Source organism: Frankia torreyi, from assembly GCF_000948395.1.
GTDB lineage: Bacteria > Actinomycetota > Actinomycetes > Frankiales > Frankiaceae > Frankia > Frankia torreyi.
The window spans coordinates 1-15,122 of the sequence record NZ_JYFN01000063.1; the positions used below are offsets into that span (position 1 = coordinate 1).

The following is a 15,122-nucleotide window of genomic DNA, read 5'->3' on the forward strand; positions in this document are numbered from 1 at the left end:
GCCGCCCTCGCCGAGCGTGGCCTCGCCCCCGCCGAGCACTACCTCGACGCCGGCTACTCCTCCGCCGACCTGATCCACGACGCCGCCACCCGCGGCATCACCATGGTCACCCCCGCCCTGCTCGACCACTCACCCCAGGCCAGAGCCGGCGCCGGCTTCGACAAGGCCGCGTTCCGGATCAACTGGAAAGCCCGCCAGGCCCGCTGCCCGCAAGGCCACACCAGCACCGGCTGGTACCCCGTCCGCCAGCACGACCGGGACGCCATCGTCGTGCAGTTCGCCCACACCGACTGCCACCCCTGCCCCACCCGCACCGAGTGCACCACCGCGGCGCGTGGCACCCGCTACCTCAGCCTGCGCCCCCAAGAACTCCACGAGACCCTCACCGCCGCCCGCGCCGAACAGGCCACGGACACCTGGAAGACCCGGTACGCGCTGCGCGCCGGGATCGAGGGCACGATCAACCAGGCCCTCGATGTCACCGGCCTGCGCTACGCCCGCTACTGCGGCCTACCCAAGACCCGCCTCCAACACGCCTTCTCCGCCACCGCGGTCAACATCACCCGCCTCAGCCACCAACTCGCAACCCAAACCCCGAATTAAGCAGCAGAGTCTTCACCGCGATCAGCATCAAGTCGTCCTGACTCGTGATGAGGGGGTGGATCCCGGGCGATGGCGGTCGAGACCATGCCGGCGCAGGGAGCATCGACGCCACCGCTGGCGGCCATCCTCGCCGGATCGGCGATGGTGCTGGTCGTGGGCTTTGTCGCGATCTTCGGCGGGGCGATCTCCGGGGACTCCGGCGGCGCAACCGGCCAGTACGCGGACGCCGGGACGATCCCCGGCGCCTACGTGGGCGCGATCCTCAGTGCCGGTCAGACCTGCGCCACCCTCAGTCCCGGTCTGCTCGCCGCCCAGCTCAAGCAGGAGTCCGGCTTCCGGCCCGGTGCTCGATCACCGGTCGGCGCCCTCGGCATCGCGCAGTTCCTGCCCGGCACCTGGGCCAGCCACGGCCGGGACGGGGACGGGGACGGCCGGGCCGACATTCTCAATCCCGCCGACGCGATCCCGTCTGCGGCCGCCTACGACTGCTCGGTGGCCGCCGCGGTCGCGGATGTGCCCGGGGACCCGGTACGGCTCATGCTCGCCGCCTACAACGCCGGCCCGGGCGCTGTGCGTGCCTACCAGGGCGTTCCGCCCTTTTCGGAGACCCAGAGCTACGTCGAGTCGATCCTCGCCGCCGTGCCCGGCATGACCGCGGCGCTCAGCAGCGCGAGCGCCCCGATCGGACCGGCGACCGAGGCGGCCGCGGCCGCGATCGCCTTCGCGCGCGGTGAGCTTGGTGATCCCTACGTGCTCGGCGCGAACGGGCCGGATGCCTGGGACTGTTCCTCGCTCGTCCAGGCGGCCTACGCCGCGGCCGGGGTCAGACTGCCCCGCACGACCTACGACCAGGTCGACGCCTCCGGTCCGAGCATCGCGCTGATGCCGTTGTCGGCCTGGCAGCCGGGGGACCTGCTGTTCGCCGCGGGATCGGACGGAACCCCCTCGAATCCGGGGCATGTGGGCATCTACCTTGGCGGCAACCAGGTTCTGCACGCCCCGCACACCGGCGACGTGGTCAAGATCGTGACACTGGATCGTTACGAGAAGGTCACCCGGGTCACCAGGCCGTCGGCGCTGTCGACGGAGTGAGTCGCGCCGGCCCGGCGCCTGCGCGCTTCCATGGGCGGCGGCCCCGGGGCCTCAGAACAGTCGGGTGATGATCCTGGTGTCGGGCTGGCCGTCGTCCGATCGGGGGACGCCCGGCCCGGAGATGGCCGGCCGGATCCTGCCCGAACCGGGGCGGGACCGCCGCTGGGAGATGGCGGAGGTCGTGGATGCCGCGGGCGTCGCCGTCGGCCCGTCGGCGCGCAGGCCGGAAGACACCAGGGCGGCCCGCGGCGCGGCGGGGGGCGCAGCCTTGTCCGGCGGTGGCGTGGACGGCGGTGGCGTGGACGGCGGTTGCGTGGACGGCGAGGCGGGTCCATCGGAACGCCCCTGGTGCGGGTGTCCCGCGGCGACCCGGGTGGAATCCGTCGGGTCCGAGGTGCCGGCGGACGCCGGGGTGCGGTCGCCGTCGCGGGAGGCCGTCGCCGTGGCCTCGCCGTCGCCGGCGGGGGCGGGCTCGTGCGGCACCGGCAGGTCGAACCAGAGGTACTTGCCCGACTCCGCCATGACCGTCCCCCAGCTTCCGGCGAGGGCGTCGAGGACGAGCAGGCCGCGGCCGCCCTCGGCGTCGGGCGCGGCCGTGCGCCGCTGCGGCAGGACGGTCGAGGTGTCCGAGACGGAAGCGTGGATCAGCCCGGGGCGCATCTCGATGAGCAGCCACAACGGTGGCTGGCCGTANTTGACGGCGTTGGTCACGAGCTCGCTGACGAGCAGCTCGGCGGTGCTGCGGACGTCCTCGGGGAGCTGCGCCATCCGCATGCCCTCCCGCAGGACCCGACGGGCCTGGGGAACGGCCGAGGGCAGATAGGGAAGCTCGGCGAGTATGTGGGTCGCGGGTGGGCAACGCGAGGTCGCCTGCCGAACCACGTCCATCGGAACCGAAGACGCGCTCATCTACCACCAAGCCTGAACAACGAGGACATCGCTCATCGTGTACCCGCTCAGGGCCGATTGAAGCCTCGGAATCCGGATCGCACCCCTTGGGGCGATGCCCACTCGGCATTCGATCTTGCTGTGGACGCCGGACCTGCGTTTATGGCCGCCGACCGGCTTCGTCGCGGGGGGACGTGACGGCCGTCGCCACCACCCGGGGCCGGTCAGCCGGGTACCCGCGCGACCAGGATCGCGACGTCGTCGCGCAGGTTGCCGCCGGCGAAGCGCTCGGCCGCGGCGAGCACCCGGTCGGCGATGCCCTGCGCCGACAGCCCCGCGCACCCGGCGACCGCCGCCAGCAGCCGATCCTCGCCGAGCAGGTCGCGGCCGTCGCGGGCCTCGATCACCCCGTCGGTGTAGAAGACCAGCGACTCGCCGGCGCCGAGGGTGACGTCGATGCCGGGGAAGGAGACCTCGTCGTCGTCGAGCACGCCGAGCAGGGTGCCGGGCCGGCCGACGAGCGAGGCGTGCCCGTCGGCATGCAGCACCACCGGCTGGGGGTGCCCGGCGAGGAACAGCCGCAGCCGGATTCCGGCGGCCTGCGCGTCCCCGGCCGGGCCCCCGCCGGGCAGGCTCGCGGGGCCCGTGATCGACGCCGCGGCCAGGGTGCAGAACCGGCCCTGACCGTTGGGGTGCGAGGAGGCGGCGTCACGCAGTGTCCGGTTCAGTTCGAGCAGTACCTCGCCGAGGTCGGTGCCGCGCCCGGTGAGCAGCCGCAGGACGGCGCGGGCCACCCCGGTGACCGTCGCGGCCTCGGCGCCCTTGCCACAGACGTCGCCGATGGCGATCGTCCAGCCCAGCGGGCCCCACAGCAGGTCGAAGAAGTCCCCGCCGACGTCCAGACCGGCCGACTGCGCGGCGCCGTAGGCGGAGCCGAGATCGAGTCCTTCGATCATCGGCAGGTCCGGCGGGCGCAGCCCGGCCTGCAACGTGCCGGCGAGCTCCACCTGGCGGCTGTAGAGGCGGGCGTTGTCGATGGCGAACGCGGCCCGGCGGGCGAGGTCGGCGAGCAGGTCGATCTCGTCGGCGGCGAACGCGTTGCCCTCCGGGCGCCCGAGGGCGAGCACCCCGAGCACCCGGCGGCGGGCCTTGAGCACCATCACCAGGGTCGGGCCGCCGAACGCGGTCAGCGAGTGCACCCGGTCGCCGCTCGCGGAGCGCACCGCGGCCATCAGCACCCCGCCCGGGTCGGCCGCCGCCGTGCTCAGCGCGCCGGCCATGTTCTCCTCGGCGTGGGCGGCCGACCACAGCGCCGGATCGGCGTTCTCCCGATGCAGGTAGACCGCGCACCACTGGGCGAGTCGGGGGACCGGCAGCCGGGCCAGCAGGGCCAGCGAATGGCCGAGGTCGAGGCTGCCGGCGAGCAGGTCGGACGCCTCGGCGAGGAACGACAGCATCCCGATCCGGCGCTCCTCGGCGCGGCGCATGTCGCCGCCGCCGAGGGCCAGCGCCATCCACCGGGTCGCCAGCCGGATGCGGTCGACGTCGAGCCCGGCCGGGCCTGCCCCGGGCGCCGGCCACAGCAGCAGCTCGCCGAGGCTCGACTGGGTCGGGTCCAGCGGGAACGCCACCGCCTCGTCGGCCTCGCCGACGACGCCAAGGGTGGCCACGGTCTCGACCCGGCCGCCGTCGCGGCCGGGGCGTCGCACCAGCCCGGCGGTCACGGTCAGGGCGTCGACGAGCTGCGCGAGAAGCTCGTTCACCTCGCCCTCGGCGGTCAGGGCGCGCGCGGTGTCGCGGGCGATGAGCCGTGCCGGGCGCATCTGGGCCGGCACGATCACCGCCTCGTCGTCGGCGGTGGAGTCCTCCTGCGGGACGTCCGCGGAACCGAGCCGGAACCAGACGGTCTTGCCGCCGGGACGGTGCTCGGTGCCCCAGCTCGTCGCGAGCGCGTCGACGAGGGCGAGGCCGCGGCCGTCCTCGCGCAGCCCGTCGAGGCCGAAGTCGGCCTCCTCGGGGAACGCCGACGGCGGGCGCGGCACGTCCACCTTCTTCACCCGCGCCATGCCGATGCGCACCGGGTGCCGGTCGGCGACGCCGACGCGAACGCCGTCGCCCTCCTGGCGGACGTCGACGGTGGCCGCGGTGCCCGCGTGCACGACGACGTTGGTGACCAGCTCGGTGACCAGCAGGAGCGCGGAGTCGAGCAGGTCGTCGTCGAGCCGGCCGTGCAGCGTCTCGAGCACGAAGCGCCGCGCGGACCGAGGGGAATCGGGCGTCGGCGGCAGCGTGATGGCCTGCGTCGGCGTCGTCGGACCCCCTCCTACGCCATTCATGTCGCTCAGTCTCTCCTGCGTTGTCCATCGTGAGGCGGATACTGGCGGCTGGTGTCACCTGTCCACCGACGCCCGCCCACGCCGGTGCCCCGAGGAGACCGCCCCTGGCCCGGGCTCCTCCGCCCGGCCCGTCGTCCGAGACGATCGTGCCGACCGAGCTCAGGTAGGAGACCGATGAGTTCCACTGACGACCAGCAGGCCCCGGCTCGCCGTGATCCCGTTGCACCCGGCGGTGACGCTATCGCGACCATCGTCCCTCATGCGACCCGCGACGTGGACGAGACCCGGACATCGCGCACCTCGTCGGATGAGCTGATCGCCGATCTCCTGCACGGTCTGACCAGGTTGTGCGAGGGCGACTTCGCCACCCGCCTGCCGGCCCGGGAGGGGTATGCCGGCGACGTGGTGCGCAAGTTCGACGAGCTGGCCGCCATCCAGGAGCGCCATGCCGGCGAGCTGGCCCGGGTCAGCAAGGTGATCCGCCGCGACGGGCGGCTCACCCTGCGGATGGAGGACCAGGGCAGCCCCGGCGGCTGGTCGGACATGACCCAGGCAGCGAACTCCCTCATCGACGACCTGGCCCGCCCGACCCACGAGGTCGCGCGCGTCATCGCCGCGGTGGCCGAGGGGGACCTGTCCCAGCACATGGCGCTGGAGATCGCCGGCCAGCCGGTGCGCGGGGAGTTCCTGCGGATCGGCACCACGGTGAACACGATGGTGGACCAGCTCTCGTCGTTCGCCGATGAGGTGACCCGGGTGGCCCGCGAGGTCGGTACCGAGGGCAACCTGGGCGGGCAGGCCAAGGTCAAGGACGTCTCCGGGGTCTGGCGGGACCTGACCGAGTCGGTGAACTCGATGGCGGGCAACCTGACCAGCCAGGTCCGCAACATCGCCCAGGTGACCACCGCGGTCGCGCAGGGCGACCTCAGCCAGAAGATCACCGTCGACGCCCGCGGCGAGATCCACGAGCTGAAGTCGACCGTGAACACGATGGTCGACCAGCTCTCCGCGTTCGCCGACGAGGTCACCCGGATGGCCAAGGAGGTCGGCACCGAGGGCAAGCTGGGCGGCCAGGCGCAGGTCAAGGGCGTCTCCGGCGTCTGGCGGGACCTCACCGACTCGGTCAACGTCATGGCCGGCAACCTCACCACCCAGGTCCGCAGCATCGCCGAGGTGGCGGCGGCGGTGGCCCGGGGCGACCTGACCCGGCAGATCACCGTCGACGCCCGCGGCGAGGTCGCGGGCCTCGCCCACACCCTGAACACGATGGTCGACCAGCTGTCGTCGTTCGCCGACGAGGTGACCCGGGTCGCCTGGGAGGTCGGCACCGAGGGCAACCTGGGTGGGCAGGCGCACGTGCGCGGGGTCTCGGGGGTGTGGCGGGACCTGACCGAGTCGGTGAACTCGATGGCGGGCAACCTGACCAGCCAGGTCCGCAACATCGCCCTGGTCGCCACCGCGGTCGCGCGCGGCGACCTGTCCCAGAAGATCACCGTTGCCGCCCAGGGCGAGATCCTGGAGCTCAAGGACACCCTGAACACGATGGTGGACCAGTTGTCCTCGTTCGCCGACGAGGTCACCCGGGTGGCCCGCGAGGTCGGCACCGAGGGCGCGCTGGGTGGGCAGGCGCACGTGCGCGGGGTCTCGGGGGTGTGGCGGGACCTGACCGAGTCGGTGAACTCGATGGCGGGCAACCTGACCAGCCAGGTCCGCAACATCGCCCTGGTCACCACGGCGGTGGCCCGCGGCGACCTGTCGCAGAAGATCACCGTCACCGCGCAGGGCGAGATCGCCGAGCTCAAGGACACCGTCAACACGATGGTCGACCAGCTCTCCTCGTTCGCCGCGGAGATCACCCGGGTGGGCCGGGAGGTCGGCGTGGAGGGCAAGCTCGGCGGCCAGGCCACGGTCGCCGGGGTGGCCGGGACCTGGAAGGACCTCACCGACAACGTCAACCAGCTCGCCTCCACGCTGACCATCCAGCTCCGCGCGATCGGCGACGTGTCCACCGCCGTCACCCGCGGCGACCTGACCAGGTCCATCTCGGTGGAGGCCGAGGGGGAGGTCGCCGAGCTCAAGGACAACATCAACCAGATGATCGCCCGGCTGCGGGAGACCACCGAGCTCAACGCACAGCAGGACTGGCTGAAGTCGAACCTGGCCCGCATCGGCAGCAAGATGCAGGGCCAGCGCGACCTCTACGCGGTCTGCCAGATGATCATCAGCGAGATGACCCCGGCGGTCAACGCCCAGCAGGGCACCGTCTACCTGCTCGACTTCATCGAGGGCGACAAGCTGCGCTACGTCGCCGGCTACGGCTCGGTGCCCCGGCGCCGCTCGGACGGCACGTTCCTGTTCGGCGAGGGCCTGATCGGCCAGGCGGCGCTGGAGCGCAACCGGATCCGGGTCGAGCACGTGCCCGCCGGCTACCTCAACATCCGCAGCGGGCTGGGCGAGGCGCCACCGTGCGACCTCGTCGTCGTCCCGGTCGTCTTCGAGAACCAGGTGCTCGGCGTCATCGAGCTGGCCTCGTTCACGCCGTTCTCCGAGCTGCACCTGACCCTGGTCGACCAGCTCGTCGACACCATCGGCGTCGTCCTCAACACGATCATGGCGAACGCGCGGACGGAGGAGCTGCTCGCCCAGTCGCAGCGGCTCACCCAGGAGCTGCGGTCGCAGTCGGTCGAGCTGCAGCGCACCAACAACGAGCTGGAGGAGAAGGCGGCGCTGCTGGAGGACAAGAACCACGAGATCGAGCTGGCCCGCATCGGCCTGGAGGAGAAGGCCGAGCAGCTCGCGCTGTCCTCGCAGTACAAGACGGAGTTCCTGGCGAACATGAGCCACGAGCTGCGCACGCCGCTGAACAGCCTGCTCATCCTCGCCAAGCTGCTCGCCGACAACCCCGACCGCAACCTGTCCCGCAAGCAGATCGACTTCGCCGAGACGATCCACTCCGCCGGCTCCGAACTGCTCGGCCTGATCAACGACATCCTCGACCTGTCGAAGGTCGAGGCCGGCAAGATGGACGTCGACGCGACCACCGTGCGCACCGCGGCCCTGTGCGACGCCGTCGCCGGGGTCTTCGGCCCCGTCGCCGACGAGAAGGGGCTGGCGTTCGAGGTCAACCTCGCCGCCGACGTGCCGGCCGAGTTCGTCACCGACGAGCAGCGCCTGCAGCAGGTGCTCAAGAACCTGCTGTCCAACTCGGTGAAGTTCACCGACAGCGGCACCGTCCGCCTCGACGTCACCCTCGCTCGTCCCGACCTCCCGCACCTGGCGTCGCACCTGCGCTCGGCCGGCACGGTGCTGTCCTTCGCCGTCAGCGACACGGGGATCGGGATCGCCGCCGAGAAGCTGCGCATGATCTTCGAGGCGTTCCAGCAGGCGGACGGCACCACCTCGCGCCGCTACGGCGGCACCGGGCTCGGCCTGTCCATCAGCAAGGAGATCGCTCGCCTGCTCGGCGGCTCGATCGCGGTGTCCAGCGCGGTCGGGCACGGCAGCACCTTCACCCTCTACCTGCCGGCGGTCCCGCTCGCGCAGATGCCGGCCTTCGGGGTCACGCCGGGGGAGCCCGACGACGTTCTGATGATCGTCGGCGCGGCGGACGGTGGCTGGGGCCAGAACGAGTCGACGAGGGCGGCCCTGGCCGGCTCGCCGGCCGCGCAGGGCTGGCGCAACGGGGTCGCCGACCGGATCGGCGGAGTCGCCGGCCAGCGCGGCGGCGCGCCCACGCCGGCGCCCACCGCCGTCGGCGGATCCGGCCCGGGCTCGGGCGCCGCCAACGGTTCCGCTGCTGTCAACGGCTCAGGCGGAGCCAACGGCTCCGGCGCCGCCAACGGCTCTGGCGCGGCGAGCGTCCCAGGCGGGGCAGGCGGGGACGCGGCTCCTGCCGGTCCGGCCGAGAACCGGGTCTCGCCACCGGCCGCGACCGCCTACACCACGGACTGGCGGCCGGGCGATTCCGCGGTGGGCACCCCGTTCCTGACGGAACCGGCCGACACCGGCGGCCGGCTGCCCGCGGGGGACATCGACGACTCCGACCCGCTGGTCGGCACGACGGTCCTGGTCGTGGACGACGACGTGCGCAACGTGTTCGCGCTCACAAGCGCCCTGGAGATGTACGGAATGCGGGTCCTCTACGCCGACAACGGCCACGATGCGATCCGCACCCTCCAGCAGGACACCGCGCCGGTGCACCTCGTGCTGATGGACGTCATGCTCCCCGGCATGGACGGCAACGAAACGACCTCGATGATCCGGGACATGCCCGCCTTCGCCGACCTGCCGATACTGGTGCTGACCGCGAAGGCCATGCCCGGGGACCGGGAGAAGAGCATCACCGCCGGCGCCACGGACTACATCACCAAGCCGGTGGATCTCGACCACCTCCTCGGGGTGATGCGGTCGTATCTGTATTGATCAGATCGCGTATGGTGCGCATTCGGGTGTCTATCGGTGGGGCGGTGAGATGCCGTCGGGAGCGATCAGCGATGGTGGTGGGGTGGCGACTCCCACCATGGACCGGCAAGGCGATCGCGAAGGAGGAGGCGGGCGGGTGACCGAGCGGAGCGGCGGTTCCGTCGACGGCGAAGGCGGGCCGGCCGCGGAACGACCCCGCAGCAAGATCCTGCTGGTTGACGATCGGGCCGACAATCTCATGGCGCTGGAGGCGATTCTCGCCTCGCTGGATCAGGATCTTGTCACGGCGTCGTCGGGTGAGGAGGCGCTCAAACGCCTTCTCGTCGACGACTTCGCCGTGATCCTTCTGGACGTGCAGATGCCTGGGATGGACGGATTCGAGACAGCGCATCGGATCAAGCAGCGCGGGCGCACCCGAGACACCCCGATCATCTTTCTCACGGCGATCGATCGGGAGCCGCACCACGCGTTCCGCGGTTACGCTGTCGGTGCGGTCGACTACATTGCGAAGCCGTTCGACCCGTGGTTGCTGCGGGCCAAGGTCAGTGTGTTCGTGGAGCTGTTCGAGAAGAACGAGCGGCTGTCCGAGCTGGTTCATCAGCGGGTCCGGGACTTCGACCTGATGACGGAGGTCGCCGAGCGGCTCATCGCGCTCGATGTCCTGCTGGAAGGCGGGGGCGGGAGTTCCGCCGAGGAGACGATCGCCGCGGCCGGAGCCGAGGTGCGCGGTCTGGTCGCCCGGCTGCAGCCCTTCGCGCGCTCGAACAACACCTGAACGCCCGCGCAGCCGTCCGTCTGGTTCGCCGCGGTTGCGGGTGAGCGGGTCGGGGCGCCGGGTCGAGCTGTGGTGTGGGGTGACCCGAGGCGTCGGTCGGACGGCGGTGCTGGTCGCCTGGCGGTGCCGGTCGGTCGGAGTGCTGGTCGGTCGGAGTGCCGGTCGGGGCGGGTGGCCCGGGGTAGCGCGGGTGCCCGCCTGGGGGACCACTGGCGCGTGGCGGTCCGTTGTGTCGGTCACATCACGCCGTCGTCGCGGGCGGGTGACGGACACGGGCGGAGGCTCCGATCCGTTGCCGACGTCTCACGCTTCGTCGCGCTGGCGACGCCGACCAGCGCCAGATCGGCCCCCAGTCGCACCGGACCGCCCGTTCCGGACCGCTCATTTCCCTGTGTCCCGGCTGACACTGCGCCGCGATCGAATGGATGTTGTCCCCGCCCTCGCTCCGCGCCGATAGCATGCTTTTGTCGACCAGATCCGCCGGCGTGCCCGCCCAGCCGGTTTGTGCAGCCGTAGGAGGTTTCGTCGTATGGCGATTGCCCGGCGCACTCCCCAGCCTCTTGCCGGGCTAGATCCCAGGACTATCGGTCCGTATACGNTTGAACGGAAGCTGGTCGATGCCGGGACCGGACCGGTGTTTCTTGCCCGTAACAATCTCGCGCGGCCCGTCCTCATCAAGCTGATCACGGCGCCGTTCGCGCGGGACACGGAGTTCCGTCGCCGGCTGCGCACCGATCTTGATCATCTGCGGGGGCTGGCCCCGTTCTGCCTCGCCGCGATCCTGGACCTGGATACGCTGGCCCGGCCCCCCTACGTGGTCGTCGAGTACATCGACGCGCCGACTCTCGCCGCCAGCGTCGAGGACGACGGTCCGTTGCACTCGGCCGACACCGCCCGGCTCGCCGTGGGGCTTGCCGCAGCGCTGTCCGCGCTCCATGGCGAAGGAATTGTCTTCGGCGATTTGAAACCGACCAATGTGGTGCTTTCTGGGCGAGGGTTGCGGTTGGTCGACTTTGGTCTCGCCCGAGTGTTGAACGTGGTCTCCGCCGACAATTCGGGCACTTCCTCGTCCGGCGTCGGGACGCTCGCGTTCATCAGTCCGGAACAGGCTCTGGGCCAGGCGGTGACCGCCGCGTCCGACATCTTCACCTGGGGCGGCGTACTGCTGTTCGCCGCGACCGGCCGACCTCCGTTCGGCGCGGGCACGCCGCGTGCTCTGCTCCAGCGTGCCGTCTACGCCGAGCCCGATGTGTCGATGCTCGATCCCGATCTGCGCGACCTGGTCTCTGCCGCGATGCGCAAGGACCCCAAACGCCGGCCCCGCGCCGTCGACCTGCTCGAGCACCTCATGGTGAGTGCTCCCGAGGACGACCCGCGGACTGTCGCCGAACACGGCGTGATGGGACTCCCCGACGACGCTGCCGACGCCGTCGCGGCGACAGCCCGGGAGACGACGGTGACCGCCGGTCCGCTACCCGCCGCCGCATCGGTCGCCGACGATCATCGGCGGCCGGCGGCAGCGCCCGAGGCGGAGGCGGACCCGCGGGTTGAGCCCAGGGCGGAGGCGGCCCCGCAGGTTGAGTCCGACCCTGAGCCCGAGCCGGAGCCCGAGCCGGAGCCTGGTGCCGAGTCCGAAGCGAAGCCCGAGCCGGCGGTGGAGCCCGAGCCGGCGGTGGAGTCCGAGCCCGCCGGCAGCGAGATCTCGCCTGGTGCGACGGTCTCGCGGGCGGGGATGTCGTCGCACCCCGCGAACGCGTCGCCCGTCGCGGCGACATCTCCGCTGGCCGCGACCGGGGCCGGCCCGACCTCCTTATCCCCACAGGTCGGTTCCGGGCAGCCGTCCGGGGACGAGACGGTCCCGCTGCCCGGTGCCTCGCTGCCCCGACGCGTGAGCGGCGACGACCCGCCCGGCGAGGACCGGCCGGCGCTGCCCGCGGTCGTGACAGAGCCCGGACCGGACACCCCCACCCCGGCCCCGCGCCAGCGGACGCCGATACCCCAGCAGGCCCTGCGCGCGTCGTCCCCGTCTATCCGGCAGCTGGCGGACGCCCGCCCGGCCCGCACGGGAGACGTGCCGACCGCCGCCCGGCCGGCCGGGGCGGACAGATCGCCCCGGGAGGGCGACGTCGCCGTCACGGAGACCACCGGGATCACGGAGACCACCCGGATCACGGAGACCACCGGCACCACGGAGACCACCGGGACCGGCGGGGACCGGGAGGAGCCGGCGGTCGCGGCGCCGCACCCGGGTCGACCGGACCGCGGGTGGCTACGGCGCGCGCTGTCGCTCGGCGCGGCGACGTCGCTGCTGGTCATCCCGGCGTTCGCGATCCTGGGCACCGTGCGCGACCGCGGCGGCGCGGCGACGTCCCGCGGTGCCGCCGCGGCCGCGATCAGCCTGCTCGACCGGGAGCCGAACCTCGCCGGGCAGCTTGCCGTCGCCGCGTACCGGCTCGAGCCGACCGCGCTGGCCGCCCAGGCCCTGGCCGAGGCGAGCGTCCGGCAGATCGTCGCGTCGACCGGAACCATCCGTGGCCTGCGGGTCACCTCGGACGGCCGGTACCTGATCGCGGTCGGCGATGCCGGCGGATCCGTCTGGGACATCGCCGATTCCACGCGGGTACGCCGGGTCGGCGACCTGACCGCGGACAGCGCGGCGAACGCCGCCGGCCGTGCACAGCTCGCCGCCGGCTCCGGCAGCCGTTCCGCCGGCGGCACCCGGCGCGGTTTCAGCGCCGCGGAGCTCACCCCGGCCGGCGTGGCCGCCGCCGGTGGCGCCGGGACGGTCGACGCCTCGCGCGTGACCGAGACCGCCGACAGCGCCCCGCGGTCGGCCGGGCCGGCGCTGCGTGCCGTCACGATCGTGCCGCGCCCATCCGCGTCCGCCACCGCCCCGGTACCGCAGACCGTGGTGACGGCCGGGGCGGACGGCGTGATCCGGCTGTGGCAGCTCATCCCGCCACGGCTGGTGGGCGACGGCGCGCTGGACCAGGTGCGCACCGCCGCGGCCGAGGTCGCGCCGCTGGCGGACCTGCGCGGTCACGCCGGCGCCGGGACGGCCGTCGCGGTCAGCGCGGACGGCCGGATGCTCGCCTCGGCGGGGGCGGATCGGACGGTCCGGTTGTGGGACGTCAGCCGCCCACGCTCGCCGCGTGCCCTCGTCGTGCTGACCCGACCGTCGGCCGTCACCAGCCTGGCCTTCACCCCGGACGGGCGTTCACTCGTGCTCGGCGGCCCGGGTCGCCTCGCGGTGTGGGACGTCACCGATCCGCGGAACCCGCGAAGCCGCGCGGAGCGCACCGCCGCGGCCGACGTCCGGGCGATCGTCGTCAGCCCGGGTGGCCGCTGGTTCGCGGCGACCACCACGACCACCCGCGGCACCCAGACGGAGATCTTCGGGCTTGGCGATCCGCGGGGTCTGCGCCGGCTGGCGTCCATCGCCCCCGGACCAGCTCCTGCTCCCGGACCAGCTCCGAGCGCCGCGGCGGACCCGCCCGGGGCTCTTGCGCTGTCCGCGGACGGCCGGGTGCTCGCCGTCGGCGGCGCGGCCGGTCAGATCACGCTGTGGGACGTGTCCTCGGCGCCCCAGCCGGTGCGCCGGGGCACCCTGCCGGCCGGCGCCACCACCGGCGTGACCGCCCTCGGCCTCGCCGGGCCCGCCGGCACCCTCGCGGCCGCGGTCGGGGATGGCGTCCGGCTCTGGCAGCTCGATCTGCTCGCGGCCCAGGACGAGGTGTGCGCCCGGATCGGAGACCGCATCAGCCGCGAACAGTGGCGCAGCCAGCTCGGTCACCGTCGCTACGACCCGCCCTGCGACTGACTCCGCCCTGCGACGGACTCCGCCGTGCGACGGACTCCACCCTGCGACGGACTCCGCCGTGCGACTGACCCCGCCGGACGGTGGCGCGGGCACGGCTAACGGTCGAAGTGGCGGGCCGCGCCGTAGCCGGGCCCCTGCTCGGGCCGGCCGGCCCGGGAGGTCCAGCGCCACTGCACGGAGATGCGGGCGCCGACGTGCCCCTGCACCCGCGGTACCGCATGCAGCCAGTCAGCCTGGGCGCGCCCGCCCAGCACGATCAGATCCCCGCCGGCGGGGGACAGGTCACGCCCGCCCGGTGCCTGCGGGTCGTTGAGCAGCCGCCGGCCCGGCGGCAGGTGGCGCGACTTCACCAGGAACGGCCGCCGCGCACCGAGGGTGAGGATCGCGATGATCGTGTCGTCCAGCCAGCGCATCTCGCGGTCGCGGTGGAAGCCGACGCCGTCGGAGCCGTCCCGGTACAGGGACATGCCGAACCCGTCGAACTCCACTCCGTAGACGCGCCGCAGCGTCCGGTAGGCCTCCAGCAGAGCGGGGAAGGGCACCGGCGCGCCGCGAGGGACCCACGCGGTCAACCGCGGCTCGGTGACCTGGCGCTCGTAGCGCCACATGGCGCCCTGCCGCCAGGGCAGGCCCGAGCGCATCGCCTCGTGCAGCTCGTCCGCGCCGCGCAGCCAACCGCGAGTGACGTCGACCCAGGACCGTTCGTCCAGCCAGATCCGCTCCGAGCGCGCCGCCGGATCCACCATGCCGACGCCCGGCGACAGGGACGCCCCCGCGTCCGGCGGCGCGGCGGGCCCGCCCGCGCGGCCGGCAGCCGTGGCCGGTGGGACGGCGTCCGTCACCTCGCCGACGCTACCTCGTGCCTACCACGGGTCCCGGTGTGGGCCGATCTACGGTCGCGATGCGCCGCTGCCGTCACCGCGGGGCGTAACCTGCGGGATCGAGGCCCCGGGTACCGGTGGTGTCGTCGGCGTGGAACGGACAACAACAATGCCAACCATGATGGAGCGGCGTTTCCTCCCCACCGCGAACGGCGGGGTCGCCACGCCGCAGATCCGATGACCGGACGTTCTCCCGAGCCCGGCGTCGCCGACGGCTCGACCGTCCTCCCTTCGTCGACGGCCGGCGAAGCCGTCACCGGCCCCGACTGGGACGTGCGCCGACTCACCGAGGTCGTCACCCGGCT

At 72.9% G+C, this 15,122-nt stretch carries 8 protein-coding genes and 1 pseudogene; 5 read left to right on the top strand and 4 right to left on the bottom strand.

The window, feature by feature from the left end:
- Together FF36_RS26130 and FF36_RS26135 are read left to right on the top strand one after the other, a co-directional pair.
- On the top strand, positions 1-603 hold a 603-nt coding region (locus FF36_RS26130; protein WP_044887845.1), incomplete at its 5' end, for a transposase.
- Between the two features lie 69 nt (positions 604-672).
- On the top strand, positions 673-1,695 hold the full coding sequence (locus FF36_RS26135) for a C40 family peptidase (protein WP_052681450.1): 1,023 nt from the start codon (positions 673-675) through the stop codon (positions 1,693-1,695).
- Between the two features lie 51 nt (positions 1,696-1,746).
- On the opposite strand, the gene FF36_RS26140 is transcribed toward FF36_RS26135, so the two are convergent.
- From FF36_RS26140 to FF36_RS26145, 3 genes and pseudogenes are all read right to left on the bottom strand, one after another.
- Positions 1,747-2,388: ATP-binding protein (locus tag FF36_RS26140; RefSeq protein WP_242422872.1), on the bottom strand; the 642-nt coding region annotated here is incomplete at its 5' end.
- Position 2,389: 1 nt separating this feature from the next.
- Positions 2,390-2,604: pseudogene (locus FF36_RS39070) on the bottom strand (ATP-binding protein); the annotation flags it as partial.
- A gap of 203 nt (positions 2,605-2,807) precedes the next feature.
- Positions 2,808-4,919 carry a SpoIIE family protein phosphatase gene (locus tag FF36_RS26145; RefSeq protein ID WP_044887847.1) on the bottom strand — a complete coding sequence of 704 codons (2,112 nt, stop codon included), beginning with the start codon at positions 4,917-4,919 and terminating at the stop codon, positions 2,808-2,810.
- 174 nt (positions 4,920-5,093) lie between these two features.
- On the opposite strand from FF36_RS26145, the gene FF36_RS26150 reads away from it, so the two are divergent.
- The 3 genes from FF36_RS26150 (at position 5,094) to FF36_RS26160 (ending at position 13,936) form a co-directional block, all read left to right on the top strand.
- A complete protein-coding gene (locus FF36_RS26150; RefSeq protein ID WP_082122235.1) occupies positions 5,094-9,341 on the top strand; it encodes a hybrid sensor histidine kinase/response regulator in 4,248 nt (1,415 codons plus the stop codon).
- A gap of 136 nt (positions 9,342-9,477) precedes the next feature.
- Positions 9,478-10,116, top strand: a complete 639-nt coding sequence (locus FF36_RS26155; RefSeq protein WP_044887848.1) for a response regulator — start codon at positions 9,478-9,480, stop codon at positions 10,114-10,116.
- A gap of 634 nt (positions 10,117-10,750) precedes the next feature.
- Positions 10,751-13,936, top strand: a complete 3,186-nt coding sequence (locus FF36_RS26160) for a protein kinase domain-containing protein (protein ID WP_242422873.1) — start codon at positions 10,751-10,753, stop codon at positions 13,934-13,936.
- A 95-nt stretch (positions 13,937-14,031) separates the two neighbouring features.
- Here the strand turns inward: FF36_RS26160 and FF36_RS26165 are convergent, their stop codons facing one another.
- Positions 14,032-14,778, bottom strand: a complete 747-nt coding sequence (locus FF36_RS26165) for an alpha-ketoglutarate-dependent dioxygenase AlkB (RefSeq protein WP_082122236.1) — start codon at positions 14,776-14,778, stop codon at positions 14,032-14,034.
- Positions 14,779-15,122: the final 344 nt, after the last annotated feature.

What these genes read in the sequence shown, in the direction of transcription:
- FF36_RS26145 (WP_044887847.1), bottom strand. Translation starts at nt 4,919, where the DNA reads ATGAATGGCGTAGGAGGGGGTCCGACGACGCCGACGCAGGCCATCACG.
- FF36_RS26150 (WP_082122235.1), top strand. Translation starts at nt 5,094, where the DNA reads ATGAGTTCCACTGACGACCAGCAGGCCCCGGCTCGCCGTGATCCCGTT.
- FF36_RS26135 (WP_052681450.1), top strand. Translation starts at nt 673, where the DNA reads ATGGCGGTCGAGACCATGCCGGCGCAGGGAGCATCGACGCCACCGCTG.